Genomic DNA, 13,427 nt, shown 5'->3' with positions numbered 1-13,427 from the left:
GACGGTATCAGTAACTATATGTAAAACAAATGATAAAGCAAGCACCCTTGTAAGGTACTTGCTCTTTAATGGCTGTTAAACTGAAGCGAGCTTTGCGGTTTTCTCTGAAAGAGGTTGCGTCGTTAAAAACTGTGTAAAACACGGATTATGCGTTTCATCTTGCACGCTATAGCCTAAGTCATTTAGATGCTCGTTAAAAGTCTCAAATTGCTCAGGTTCAATGGCAAAACCGGCTAATACATAGCCCATTGAGCCGCCTTGACTCCGATAATGAAATAATGTGATATTCCAATCGTTGCCTAGCGTATCTAAAAAGCGCGCTAGTGCGCCGGGGTATTCTGGAAACTCAAAACGTAACAAACGTTCATGCAGTTTTTCGGGTGCTTTACCGCCAACCATATAACGTACGTGCAATTTAGCAAGTTCATTATCTGATAAGTCGCAAAATGCGTAATCATTTTTAGTTAGATCAAGCTTGAGCTCATTAAGCTCCTGCTCTCCTTGGCGCAGAGCAATACCTACAAATATTTGCGCTTCACCAGGCCCTGCATAACGGTAGTTAAACTCAGTAATAGCACGGCCACCTAAAGATGCACAAAACTGTTTAAAACTGCCTTTTTCTTCTTTGATGGTAACGGCTAATAACGCTTCGTTTTTTTCACCTAGCGCAGTGCGTTCAGCGACATAACGTAAGCGATCAAAGTTTAAATTAGCACCCGAAAGAACCGCTGCTAAATGCAACCCTTTTAAGCCCGATTGTTGGCTCCACTTTTTAAGTCCTGCCGTTGCAAGTGCGCCAGAAGGCTCTGCAATTGCACGAGTAGACACAAAAATATCTTGCATGGCGGCGCAAATTTCATCGCTAGTGACGGTGATTACCTCGTCGCAAAACTTTTGTGCCAAGCGAAATGTTTCCTTGCCAATAATTTTAACCGCTACACCATCGGCAAAACTGCCTACTCGGTCAAGCTCTACCGGTTCACCCGCTACAAGTGCAGCTTGTAAACAGGCGCTCTCATCAGCTTCTACGCCAATGACTTTGATATCAGGACGAAGTGACTTTATATAAACAGCCATGCCTGCCAGTAAGCCACCGCCTCCAACGGGAATAAATACCGCATCAAGCTCATTGAGCTGCTGCATGAGTTCTCGCGCTACAGTACCTTGCCCAACAATAACGTCAGGATCGTCAAATGGTGGGACAAAAATGCCATTACGCTGCTCTGTAAGCTCTAGCGCGTGCGCTTTAGCTACGTCAAACTGATGTCCATGCAATACGACCTCACCGCCTAAAGCGCGTACGGCGTTAACTTTTATCTCTGGCGTTGTAACAGGCATTACAATCGTTGCCTTATGCCCTAAATGCGAAGCGCTTAATGCAACACCCTGAGCATGGTTACCAGCCGATGCAGTAATTACAACAGACCCTTTTGGCAACTTATTTAATTTATTGTATGCGCCGCGTAATTTAAACGAATACACGGGCTGTTGATCTTCACGTTTAAGCCATACATGGTTGCCAAGTTTAGCGCTAAGGTCAGGCATTTCACTGACCTCAGTGACTTTAGCCAAGGGCTCCATATTTGCTTGAATAATTGCACGAAAATAATCGAGCTCTTGAGAAACCATAATTAGCTCAGCTCCTCCAGTTTCTCTAAGTCACGCACTGCGCCCTTATCTGCACTCGTTGCAAGTAGTGCATAGGCTTTTAATGCCGACGAAACATAACGCTCACGGTCAAGGGGCTTATACGCCTGTTTACCACGCGCTAATTGCTTTTGCTTACGCGCTTCAAGCTCTTCCTCGCTTAGTGCAAGCGTGATCTCACGGGTAGCAATATCAATAATAATTTTGTCGCCATTTTCAACGTACGCAATAGCACCACCGCTTGCAGCCTCTGGCGATACGTGGCCAATAGATAAACCAGACGTGCCGCCCGAAAAGCGTCCATCTGTGATCAGCGCACACTTTTCAGCTAAACCTTTTGATTTTAAGTAGCTCGTTGGGTAAAGCATTTCTTGCATACCAGGGCCGCCTTTAGGGCCTTCGTAACGAATAACCACAACATCACCGGCTTTTACTTCGTCGTTTAAAATGCCTTCTACTGAATCATCTTGTGATTCGTATACCACTGCAGTGCCTTCAAAATGCAGCATTTCGTCAACTACGCCTGCGCTTTTAACAATACAGCCATCAACCGCTAAGTTTCCTGAAAGTACAGCTAAGCCACCATCTTGTCTAAATGCGTGTTCAACACTTCGAATACAACCATGTTCGCGGTCGTTATCGCCTTCATCCCAACGACACTCTTGGCTCATTGCTTTTGTAGTACGAATGCCAGCTGGTCCCGCGCGGTAAAACTTTTGTGCCGCTTCGTTTTTAGGATCTGTCGCATCCCATTTTTTAACAAGCTCACCCATAGTCATACCTGCAACGTGGTTTACCGATAAATCAACTAAACCGGCTTTGCCTAGCTCACGCACAATTGCCATCATGCCACCAGCGCGGTGAACATCTTCAATGTGGTACTGCGCTGTTGCTGGAGCTACTTTACATAAAAATGGGGTTTTACGAGATAGCTCGTCAATGTGCGACATGTCAAAATCTACGCCAGCTTCTTGTGCGGCTGCTAGTAAATGCAGTACGGTGTTAGATGAACCACCCATGGCAATATCAACAACCATAGAGTTCATAAAGGCTGTTTTGTTAGCAATAGCGCGTGGCAATACGTCTTGGTTATCTTTTTGGTAGTACTCACGGCATAAATCAACAATGCGAGCACCCGCTTCTACATACAGTTGCTTACGATCTTTATGGGTTGCAAGCGTTGTACCGTTACCCGGTAGTGCAAGGCCAATAGCTTCTAATAAACAGTTCATTGAGTTTGCAGTAAACATACCTGAACACGACCCACAAGTAGGACACGCAGAGCGCTCTACTTGTTCTGAATCAGCATCACTTACTGTTTCATCAGCGCCTTTTACCATGGCATCGACTAAATCTAATTTAATATCGATGTTAGCAAGTTTCGTTTTACCCGCTTCCATTGGTCCGCCCGATACAAAAATAACCGGTATGTTTAAGCGTAGCGCTGCAAGCATCATCCCTGGGGTGATTTTGTCACAGTTAGAAATACAGATCATCGCATCGGCGCAGTGGCCGTTAACCATGTACTCAACAGAGTCGGCAATGAGATCGCGCGAAGGCAGTGAGTAAAGCATACCCCCGTGGCCCATTGCGATACCGTCATCAATTGCAATAGTATTAAATTCTTTTGGTACACCACCCGCTTGCGTGATTGTTTCAGCCATTAGCTCACTTAGCTGATTAAGGTGTACGTGCCCTGGCACAAATTGCGTAAACGAGTTAACTACAGCAATAATTGGTTTACCAAAGTCGGTGTCGGTCATGCCTGTTGCGCGCCATAATGCACGTGCGCCTGCGCGTTTACGTCCTTCAGTTGTTGTTGCACTTCTTAATTTAGCCATAGTTACCTCTGTTTTGCCGCTGTGTAAGCGGGCATTCCTCATTCTAAAATTGGTGAGTAACAGTTATTCAATTACTCGTAAATTTGTGTTGTTAGCAATTACACAGCTTGTTGCTGTAAATTTTGTAAAGTGATTTCTTTAACGTCCACCAGCTTATTTAACTGGCTTGTTAAAAGATGGATTGGTTTATCGCTGTCTACCGTCATTGCAACATTGTAGTGGCCATCATCCATATTGAGCTGAAAATGCGTAAGATCAAAACCACGGTGACGCACTACACGTAAAAAACGCTCGACCGCTATACTTTGGCTCTTTAATGCAATAGTTAGGCTGTGTTTCATTGTGCTTTCTCCGTAATCATTTCGTCATTTGCAGCCCCTGGTGGTACAAGTGGCCATACGTTTTCTTTATCGTCTATGCAGGCATGTACTATGTACGGCCCTTTGCTGTTAACTAATGCTGTTATTGCATCATCAACTTGATTTGCATGTGTAATTGTTTGCCCAGGAATACCAAATACAGCGGCTAACTGAACAAAATCAGGGTTATCTGAAAGGTTTGTCTCAGAGTAACGTCCTTCAAAAAATAGCTCCTGCCATTGGCGAACCATACCTAAGCGTTGGTTATCTAATATTAGTATTTTTACTGGTAAATTGTTACGGCGAATAGTCGCAAGCTCTTGAATGTTCATCATGATTGAGCCATCACCCGACACCGTTATTACAAAATCGTCTGGGCGTGCTACTTGTGCGCCAATAGCCGCTGGTAAACCAAAGCCCATAGTGCCTGCGCCACCACTACTTAAATGGTTGCTCGGGTGGCTAAATTTCATGTGTTGCGCTACCCACATTTGATGCTGACCCACATCACAGCACACTACGCCTGTTTTTGGCATACGCTGGCTTAATTGGTTCAATAAATACGGGGCAAATACTTTTTCGCCTGGGTAATCGTAGCGCCACGCATGTTTTACGCTTAACTGCTTATTTATATCGCACCATGCTTTAGAGGTTACAAAGCACTCAAGTGCCGGTAATGAGGTTTTTAAATCAGCAATTAATGAGGCTTTAGCTGGTTTACGTTTACCTACTTCAGCCGCGTCAATATCTAAGTGGATTACTTTTGCTTTGGCTGCAAATTTAGCTAAGTTACCTGTTACGCGGTCATCAAAGCGAGCGCCTATACACACTAATACATCGCACTCTTGCACTGCTATATTAGCCGCTTGTGTACCGTGCATGCCTAGCATGCCTAAGTAATGTTCGTAATCTGGTAATACGCTGCCTAATGCCTTAAGTGTTGATACCGCAGGCATCTGCGTTTTATTTAAAAACTGCATTAACTCATTTTGCGCATCAGCGGCTTGTACACCGCCACCTACATACGCCACAGGTTGCTTTGCTTCGCTTAATAACTGATTGGCAATGGCTACTTGGTTTAAATCAAGCTGCGGTAAGTACTCATCAGCGGCTAACCAAGGTTTAAACGGCACTTGCGCCATTTGAATATCTTTTGGAATATCAACAAGCACAGGACCTGGGCGACCACTTTGGGCTAAGTGCATGGCCTCTTGTAGTATTTCGGCTAAATCTTCTGCTCGCTCTACCATGTAACTGTGTTTAGTACATGAAAGCGACATACCTAGTACATCGACTTCTTGAAATGCATCTGAGCCAATAGCGGCAGTCGGTACTTGGCCGGTAATTGCTAATAATGGCACTGAGTCCATCATTGCATCTGCAAGTGCTGTTATTAAGTTAGTAGCCCCAGGGCCTGATGTTGCTAAACATACACCTAATTTACCTGTGCTGCGGGCATAACCTACAGCAGCAAAACCAGCACCTTGCTCGTGGCGAGTGAGGTAATGCTTGACTGGCGCACCATACAGCGCATCGTAAATTGGCATAATGGCTCCACCAGGGTAGCCAAATACCTCTTTTACGCCGTGTTTGGCTAATAAGTCGATTGTGAGTTCTGCGCCTGTCATTAATAAATCCTCATTCTTCAGTGACAACCTAATTAATTTTTACCCTTAAAACTAAAAAGCCCTCCGAACTGTTAAGTGCGGAGGGCTTTTTAATGCTCAAGTTTATAGCACTACAAAGCCCTCGCGGGAATAATCACCACGATAATAATCAGGACTAGTTTAAGTGCAGTTGTAAGCATGTAATTGACACCAAATTTAAATAATCTGTTGCGAAAGTTCATCTTTCGCTCTGTTATGTATTAGTACCGCGCTGAGCGGCTTAAGTCAACACCAAACTCAATTCAAAAAAAGCACGAAAAACCAAATTAAGTGGTTTTAAAATTCACTAAATACAACCATAACGGAATTTTTATGTTTTAATTTAAAGTATAGAAATTCACTATTCTTATATTCCCCATTTATGGTTTGATTAATTTTTGAGTTTTAGTAAAAATTAAATTAATTTTTTATACAGATAATGTTTAGACCTTCCGAATAGTTTTAATAATCATGGTTTGCGACTGTACTAAATCAAAAAACGTAAATAGAACAAATACTCCACTGAGCGCACATATTAGTATCAATAACCTCACAAAAGACGATTGATAAATACTAAATTTAGCACTGCTGTATAGGCAAATTTAGGTTAGTATTTGTTTAACTCAACAACAGGATTTGAAGGACAAACCATGAAAGCGATACCTCGTATTAGTCATTTTTTTATTATGGTGCTATTTACAGTACTTAGTTTTAATAGCGTTGCGGCACCGGCTTTATATAAAGTAGAAAAAAATGGCACTAGCTCGTATTTGTTTGGTACCGTACATGTAGGTGACGCCAGCATGAAAGGCTTACCATCAAACGTTACCAAAGCGATTGATGAGAGCGAACACGTTATTGTAGAAGTGGATATTAGCAAACTGACTCCATTTCAAATGCAACAGCGCTCAATGCCATTAATGATGCTAAAAAATGGTAAAACATTACAAACAGAACTATCAAAACAAAACTACAATAAGCTTAAAAATTACTTTGCAAAAAAATCGATTGATATTGCTATGTTTAGCAACTTCAAACCTTGGGCTGTAATGGTGACTATGATGCAAATTGAGTTTCAAAATGCAGGCTTTTCTGATCAAACAGGCATAGACAAGCAAGTACTTGCTTACGCTAAAAAGCACAACATTAAAATTGGTGAACTAGAAACCCTAGAGCAGCAGTTACAAATGTTTGATGGTATGGCGTTATTAAGTAATGAAATGATTGAAGAAACCTTTGAACAGCTTAGCGATATTAATACATACTTTATTAAGCTAGTAAACGCATGGAAAAATGGCGATATGGATACGCTTACTGAGTATTACAACATGAGCTTTGATGATAGTAATTATGGTGAAATAAGCGAACAAGTCATGCTAATAAATCGTAATAACAAATGGGTAGAGCAACTTGTTCCTCGCTTAAATAACGAAAAGCTATTTATTGCAGTAGGCGCGCTGCACTTACCAGAGCAGCATGGTTTAATAAAGCAGTTAAAAGATAAAGGTTTCAGTGTTACTCGACTTTAACCTCATTGTTATACCTAGGGTGATATTAATTGCCCTAAGGGTTGCTAATATTATTAGTTTAAGCTCTATTAAAAAACGTAAATCAATGCGCTAAGTTCAACAAATACTAATTAAGAAACCGATTTTGATTTAAAAAACACTGTTGATAACAAGTTGAATTTTCGTTGTTCAATTTTTCTAAATAGGCGTTTTATAGCGCAGAAGGCGACACGTTTAGCCCCACAAGATGATTAAGTACGATGGCGGATTGGTATCCCACTTACAGAAAAAATACATGTAATTTTCTCAAATAGAACCTCTCTTTGAAAAAGACCAATTGAGCGTTTTAGATTACCTATTGCAAATAATTTTTACTAAATTAACGCTGAAAATAACGCTATATAATCAATTTATTATTTAGGGTTTAAGCTACCTATTAACACTTCAGCTAACGCTTGCGTGCTGATAGGTTTAAAAACATGCCCATTTGCACCTAATTGAGTGGTAATTGCAATATCACTTTCTGATGTATTAGCGGTAACCACAATAATAGGCGTATTAGCGTCAAAAATGCGTATTTTTTTAATAGCCTCAAAGCCATCCATTATTGGCATATTTAAATCCATAAAAATGACTTGGTATTCGTTTTTAGTTGCCATCTCGCATGCGACCTTTCCGTTTTTTGCACATTCATAGCTGTAGTTAAGCTGTGAAAGAATACGGGTTAAAATGTGCATGTTTAACGGGTTATCTTCAACAACTAAACAATGCATATTTTTAGGTAACAGTGCACTTAACGAAGGTGGACTTACATCAATCACAACGGGCATTTTCAGCGTAACGCACACCCCATTTAGCGATGTATTTTCAAACACAATATTTCCGTCAAAAGCATCAACAATGTACTGCACCCTTGCAAGGCCTGTTCTTAACCCTTGAAAGTGATTATTTTGATTAGATGAATCAAAGGTTAACCTGCTGACTGGCTTGGTTAATCCTGAACCTGTATCCGTTATTGTTACTGTTAATTGCTTATTGTTAACACAAGCCTTAACAGTAACAGACCCCTCTTCTGTAAACTTTAATGCGTTGCCAACTAACTCAGCTAACACTTGCTGAAAGCGTTGATGATCTAGTTTTATAGCTTGGTCAAGTGTCGAATCAAGTGCTCTAACTAAGGCAATGTCTTTTTGGTTGTAACCAAATTCATACCCTAAAAGCACTTTATTGAATGACTGAAGTAAATTTTCATTTGACGGTTTTAATGCCCAACGACCCAAACTAAGCGCCTGTAAATCTTGAAGTTCGTCAAGCATTGCTATTATTCTTGATGCGCAATAAGAGGCCTGTGTTTTAATCGATTTTTGGCTATTACTGACCTCTAACGAATCAATCGAGGTAACAAAACCTTGTAGGGGCGTTCTAAACTCATGACTTGCTCGAGCTATAAAGTGTTCTTTATTTTTACTCACTTGCTGCGCAAAATCTTTTTGCTGTTGATACTTTGATAACGCCTTAGTGATCTGCTTTTCCATCGGTATGAACACAAAACGTAATACACCAATAAGCAATAACATAGTTAGCAACCAAAAAAATAGCTCGGCTGAAGACACCCACGCCACTTTTTTAACGGACGCTTTTTCAAATAAGCCAACAGCTTGATCTAAATACTTTAGTAACTCTTCCATGCGCTTAACAGAAAACACACCGGGGTTTATTTTTTCCTGTTTATACAGCAGCCCTTCTACCTGTTGGATAAATTTTTGCACGCGCAAATCTAGCTCAACAGGCGGTTGTATATACAACTTTATAAGCTCAGGGCTGAGGTATTTATATTGACCATTATCGTTTTTTAACAATAAATATTGATGGTTTGCTTTAAATAGGCTGAGCGATGCATCTAAAGACTGCTGATGACTAGTACTAGGAACTTGCGAGGTTAATAACTTATCACCATGCCATGCAATTTTTTGCGACAGCATTCGCTGTTTACCAGCAATGTTAATAATGTTTGCATCATTTTTCTGTACTGAAAAAAAGTACTGCATTAGTGATACAGAAACACTAATTAATAGCGCAATAGCGATTAATGCCCACCGATTACGTAGGCGAATATTTGCGACAACTTCAAACATAGTTAGCCTAACTTTTTGGTTTAAGTGTAGTCCAATTACATCAATATCTATGCTTAATCTATAAATATAAAAAAGCCCAACTCAGAGCTGGGCTATATAAGAGGGCTTACTATCTATTTTCTAAACGGTTGTAATCGAACAAGCCATATTCAACACCACGGTATTTTTTTGCTGTAGCGTGTAAAATATCGCTGTATTGCCAAAACTGTGGATGAGAACGTCTAATTCCAAATTTAGTTTTTAAGGCTGCGTAATCAGCTTCTACTTGCATCATAGGTAACTGTTCAGCAAAAGCCTCAACTTGTTGTTCATTATTCAAATACCAAATGGAAGCTGGGTAGTCACCTATAAAACCAGGGACGATTGTTGCCGTGTCTTCTTCAAAAGCTCGTTGGCCGTCTTCATTTAACAAGCTCGAAATATTGTAATGCGCGTTATGATGAATAATCGTGTAAGCCTTATGGCTATCGTCATCTTGCTTTACTAATACAAACGATAACTGCGGTAATAAATTTACTGCTTTTGCCGGCATAGCATTAATGGCACTTAACGATTTAGGTACTTGCTTATAATCGTAGTGCTCACTTAGCACTGGACTTAGCGCCTCCTTCATTAGTGCATACAATTCTTTTTGAGGGGTGTTTGTTTTATAAGTTATTCCGCTTGGCTGACTAAACTCACGGTTATTTTTAAAAAACTCAGCAAGACTTGGTGGTGATTTACGATACCACTGGCCTTTGATTTTATCTCGTTTGTTTTCTGGTAATAATGCTAAGAAGTTTTGTTCTCCTTCTAGACGTAAAAAGTCCATATATAAACGCGTAACTAACTGGTGCCCAATATTGCCGTAAACATCAAAACCAGCAACCAGTAAATAATGTATACGCTCGAATAAGGCATAATCTAAAATCCAAGTTGTTTTTGGCTCTTGGCCAATGAAACCCTTCACCACAGTGGCACTGTCAAAATGACGAAAAATAGTCAGTGCTGCATTTTTATTATGACCATCTCCTTTCCACAATAAATCTGTTGTTAAATGCTCACCGCCTTTAAACATCTCATTTGCTAAATTGACCTTTGCTTTCAAATACTTTTGCTCCAGAGCTGAGTATTTAACCCAATTAGCAATAGGGAACGCATTACTTTCTTCTGCAGCTGGCAATTCAAGTGCGTCTTCATGCTGCATTATCATTTGTCCAACCGCTGGGGTGGCCACTTTATTTGGATCAGCAAAAGCAACCCAAAAGTGGTCGTTAATCACATTTAACGCTATCTGACCACGACAGACAGGCCCTTTAATAAAGCCCATAATAATCAACTCAGCTTCATCAAGCATAAACTGATATTTAGAATTAATTGGGATCACTTCAAACGTTTTAAACGGATTAGATGCAGACTCTGCCTTATAGCTAGGCATACTTTTAACCGTATACTCTGGTGCAATGAACTGTTGGTACAAGCGCGTCAACTTTTCATCATTTAGCTTAAGAGGTAAGTGAGTTTTAGATAAAACAGTGCTGCGATCATGCAAAAATCGGTAGTAAACACGGTTAACTTTAGGGTCGTCATAAGGTCGACGTGTGCTTATTAATTTTATTTTTTCGCCTGGAGGTGTGCTCGAACGGACGAGCTTAAAAAAGTTATCAGGGGTCTTTTGATCAAAATATATGTGAGCTAAAAACCAATGCTCGTATATATAGCGAGCCGATAACTGATACTTCAAATCATCTTGGTTTAAAAATGCTTCCCAACGCTTTACCTGCTCAAGTTCAAACTCTGTTGGCGGGTCAATATGCGCCATTTTACCGCCTGCTTTGAGCCACTTCTGCAAATGATTAAATTCATCACGGGATACGCCCGGTAATCCATAAGGCATACCAGCATGAGGTTGCTCACCCGCTAATTGATCAAATTCTCCCATAGTGGCACAGGTTTGAGAGCGGCTCAGCGAAAAATCAAATTCATTATTTAATATTTCATTTGCAGGCAATTCATGGCTTTGTTTCAGTACTAAACTATTAAACAAGACGCTACCAGCTAAGTTAGCTTCCTCAGTTTGTACTCGCTCATTTAAAACAGGAGTAAAGTTCTTTTCTCGCCATTGCTCTGTGGCTGTAGCATCAAATAACAATCTACTCGGCGTTGTAGCAAGTAAGCGAGTTCCGTCGTAGACAAGGTCTTTGCTTACCCCTCTATCTATTCCTTCAGGGGATGATAGCTTTAACTGACAAGGTGCATCGTAACAACCATGACACACAACACACCGAGTATCGAGCACCGGTTTCACATTCTGTAAAAAATTTGCCCCTTCGCCAGTAGTATGAGATACGATACGCTGCTGGGCCTGCTCAGTGCCAAATAGCTCATTGTAATGAGCATTACCTAAGTACGCACAACCACTTAAAATAACTAATGTAACGATGCCTATGAGTTTATTCATTCGCCTTCATCACCTAAATCAAAGGTCGGCATCATATCCATTTGCGGAGATATAAATACATCTTGATTCTCAGTATTTAGTACAACACTCAATACAGGACCATGATTTAAAGTTATTTGCGCGTGGTGTGATTGTTCTAACATATATTTGTAAGAAGGATCGGCTATTAACAGCTCATAACTTGTTATTGTAATAGCTATGCTGCTGTCCTCTGAGGGATTTTGGCAAATTTGAGCAAGTAACTCATCATCGAGCGCTACTGATATTTCAAAATCAGGCTGCTCTACATCCCTTTCACTTAAGGACTCGTTTAATAAAAATAACGGGAGCGTTAAATTGCTATCTTGTTCAAATTCCATTGTCTACTCAACATGCATAATTTATATAACTGGCATTATAACAAAATAACAAAAAATTAAACGTTAATGCCAATAACCAAAGTAGCTAAGTGCAAGACAACTCTCTCATGCACTTATCAGCATATTGTAAACGCTTTAATCCTTCGTTTGGATCACCGAAAAAACAGCACCTTGAGGATCACAAAGAACACCAAATCGGCCAACGTCTGGTACTGTAGTAGAAGGTACACATACTTGGGCCCCCAGCTTTTTCGCCTTATTAAGGGCAGAATCACAGTCGTCAACTGCAAAGTAAATCATCCAATGAGGTGGGACATCATCAGGCCATTCGCTACTCATTTCCAGCATTCCAGCAATTGGCTTACCGTCTACCATAAATAAAGTATAATCCATGTTGTCCATAGGTTTTATTTCGCTCTTCCAACCTAGTAAAGCACAGTAAAACTCATTACTTACTTTGCTATTTCGCGTCGCTAACTCATGCCAATAAGGCGTTGATAGCTCTGATAAACGTTTACATCCTTTATGATCTTTTCCTTGCCATAATGCAACGGTTGCTCCCCCCGGATCAGTAAACATAAGCATACGACCTGCATCCATAACATTGTGCGGACCCGCAATTATTTTAGCCCCAAGCTCTTTCGCTTTAATTGCACAATGATCTACATCATCTACAGCAATGTAAGTTAACCAACTGCTTGGAACACCCTCCTGAATCTGCTCTTTTGGCATTTCGTACATAGCGGCAATGTCGTCACCCTCTTTCTGGAGCATAGTGTAAAAAATACCATCGCCAATTGGCTGATCATCATATCCCCAATCAAATAGAGAGGTATAAAAGGCTTTACCTTCTTTCCAATTATGTGTGCAAAGTTCTGACCAACAAAAAATACCCTGAGGATAATTATCCATATAAAAGCCTTTGTTATTTTTATATCAAACATACTCTTGAAATATAGTACGCAAGATTATTTTTTAATTAGCTTAGATCAATAACTGCTAAGAGTCGATGAGAGATATAAGGAACTTGCTGAAATCTAAATGATGCTATCTAAGACAGGGGCTGTATTTCTGAATACCGTCTAGGTTATTAGCTCCGTGTATTAAGAGAATTGGGCAAAATGAGGTTACTAGGGTAATACTCTATATCTAATTATATTGTTTATCAGGTAGCCACGAAAAATAGTTGTTAAGTATAGGGATAGTGAGTTTACTAAACCCCAGACAGTAAAAAAGCCGCTTCATTTCTGAAGCAGCTTTCTCGTATTTGAAGTCGGTGGCTACGCAGTAGAATGTCATGGTGCCCACAGCGGTAAAAATTCACATAGCAAATGGGATGCTACGTTGTGCCGCTCTGCCTTGTACGAAGCTCGCCTTCGCGCTGTTTTGTCTCACTACTGAGTTCGGCATGGGGTCTTGGGTCTTGGCTTTTGATAAGTAGCAGATAGCAAAAAACCCGTCACATTGCTGTAACGGGTTTCTCTTATTTGAA

9 protein-coding genes are annotated in these 13,427 nt (G+C 40.4%); 1 reads left to right on the top strand and 8 read right to left on the bottom strand.

Annotated features, from left to right (window positions below; translation table 11 throughout):
• Nucleotides 1–75: 75 nt before the first annotated feature.
• The 4 genes from ilvA to ilvG all read right to left on the bottom strand — a co-directional run bounded on the left by ilvA (nucleotide 76) and on the right by ilvG (nucleotide 5,475).
• Nucleotides 76–1,629: a threonine ammonia-lyase, biosynthetic gene (gene ilvA, locus RF53_RS00045; RefSeq protein ID WP_039036233.1), complete on the bottom strand. Its 1,554-nt coding sequence runs from the start codon at nucleotides 1,627–1,629 to the stop codon at nucleotides 76–78.
• 2 nt (nucleotides 1,630–1,631) lie between these two features.
• Entirely contained in the window at nucleotides 1,632–3,488 is a 1,857-nt protein-coding gene (ilvD, locus tag RF53_RS00040; RefSeq protein WP_008133264.1) for a dihydroxy-acid dehydratase, read from the bottom strand.
• Between the two features lie 98 nt (nucleotides 3,489–3,586).
• Nucleotides 3,587–3,829, bottom strand: coding sequence for an acetolactate synthase 2 small subunit (gene ilvM, locus RF53_RS00035; protein ID WP_006793049.1), 243 nt, complete (start codon nucleotides 3,827–3,829; stop codon nucleotides 3,587–3,589).
• Complete coding sequence (ilvG, locus tag RF53_RS00030; protein WP_006793048.1) at nucleotides 3,826–5,475, bottom strand: acetolactate synthase 2 catalytic subunit; 1,650 nt, start codon at nucleotides 5,473–5,475, stop codon at nucleotides 3,826–3,828. Before ilvG ends, ilvM begins: the two co-directional genes overlap by 4 nt.
• 668 nt (nucleotides 5,476–6,143) lie before the next feature.
• Here ilvG and RF53_RS00025 point away from each other — a divergent pair.
• Nucleotides 6,144–7,022 (top strand): TraB/GumN family protein, encoded by an 879-nt coding sequence (locus RF53_RS00025; protein ID WP_039036232.1) that lies wholly within the window; start codon nucleotides 6,144–6,146, stop codon nucleotides 7,020–7,022.
• A gap of 392 nt (nucleotides 7,023–7,414) precedes the next feature.
• Here the strand turns inward: RF53_RS00025 and RF53_RS00020 are convergent, their stop codons facing one another.
• The 4 genes from RF53_RS00020 to RF53_RS00005 all read right to left on the bottom strand — a co-directional run bounded on the left by RF53_RS00020 (nucleotide 7,415) and on the right by RF53_RS00005 (nucleotide 12,847).
• The gene (locus RF53_RS00020) at nucleotides 7,415–9,136 is read right to left on the bottom strand and encodes a response regulator (RefSeq protein WP_039036231.1); all 1,722 of its coding nucleotides are present in this window, start codon (nucleotides 9,134–9,136) and stop codon (nucleotides 7,415–7,417) included.
• Between the two features lie 109 nt (nucleotides 9,137–9,245).
• Nucleotides 9,246–11,576, bottom strand: coding sequence for a fatty acid cis/trans isomerase (locus RF53_RS00015; protein ID WP_039036230.1), 2,331 nt, complete (start codon nucleotides 11,574–11,576; stop codon nucleotides 9,246–9,248).
• Nucleotides 11,573–11,935: a hypothetical protein gene (locus RF53_RS00010; protein ID WP_039036229.1), complete on the bottom strand. Its 363-nt coding sequence runs from the start codon at nucleotides 11,933–11,935 to the stop codon at nucleotides 11,573–11,575. The genes RF53_RS00015 and RF53_RS00010 overlap by 4 nt, the downstream gene beginning before the upstream one ends.
• A gap of 135 nt (nucleotides 11,936–12,070) precedes the next feature.
• On the bottom strand, nucleotides 12,071–12,847 hold the full coding sequence (locus RF53_RS00005) for a VOC family protein (RefSeq protein WP_039036228.1): 777 nt from the start codon (nucleotides 12,845–12,847) through the stop codon (nucleotides 12,071–12,073).
• Between the last annotated feature and the right edge of the window lie 580 nt (nucleotides 12,848–13,427).

The organism is Pseudoalteromonas sp. ECSMB14103 (genome assembly GCF_000813065.1).
Taxonomy (GTDB): Bacteria; Pseudomonadota; Gammaproteobacteria; order Enterobacterales; family Alteromonadaceae; genus Pseudoalteromonas; species Pseudoalteromonas marina.
Note: the sequence above shows the minus strand (reverse complement) of the source record. Positions and strands in the feature narration are given on the sequence as shown.

Bases quoted from the DNA above. Each gene is read 5' to 3' on its own strand.
- ilvD (WP_008133264.1), bottom strand. From the start codon at position 3,488: ATGGCTAAATTAAGAAGTGCAACAACAACTGAAGGACGTAAACGCGCA.
- RF53_RS00020 (WP_039036231.1), bottom strand. From the start codon at position 9,136: ATGTTTGAAGTTGTCGCAAATATTCGCCTACGTAATCGGTGGGCATTA.
- ilvG (WP_006793048.1), bottom strand. From the start codon at position 5,475: ATGACAGGCGCAGAACTCACAATCGACTTATTAGCCAAACACGGCGTA.
- ilvA (WP_039036233.1), bottom strand. From the start codon at position 1,629: ATGGTTTCTCAAGAGCTCGATTATTTTCGTGCAATTATTCAAGCAAAT.
- ilvM (WP_006793049.1), bottom strand. From the start codon at position 3,829: ATGAAACACAGCCTAACTATTGCATTAAAGAGCCAAAGTATAGCGGTC.
- RF53_RS00025 (WP_039036232.1), top strand. From the start codon at position 6,144: ATGAAAGCGATACCTCGTATTAGTCATTTTTTTATTATGGTGCTATTT.
- RF53_RS00010 (WP_039036229.1), bottom strand. From the start codon at position 11,935: ATGGAATTTGAACAAGATAGCAATTTAACGCTCCCGTTATTTTTATTA.
- RF53_RS00015 (WP_039036230.1), bottom strand. From the start codon at position 11,576: ATGAATAAACTCATAGGCATCGTTACATTAGTTATTTTAAGTGGTTGT.
- RF53_RS00005 (WP_039036228.1), bottom strand. From the start codon at position 12,847: ATGGATAATTATCCTCAGGGTATTTTTTGTTGGTCAGAACTTTGCACA.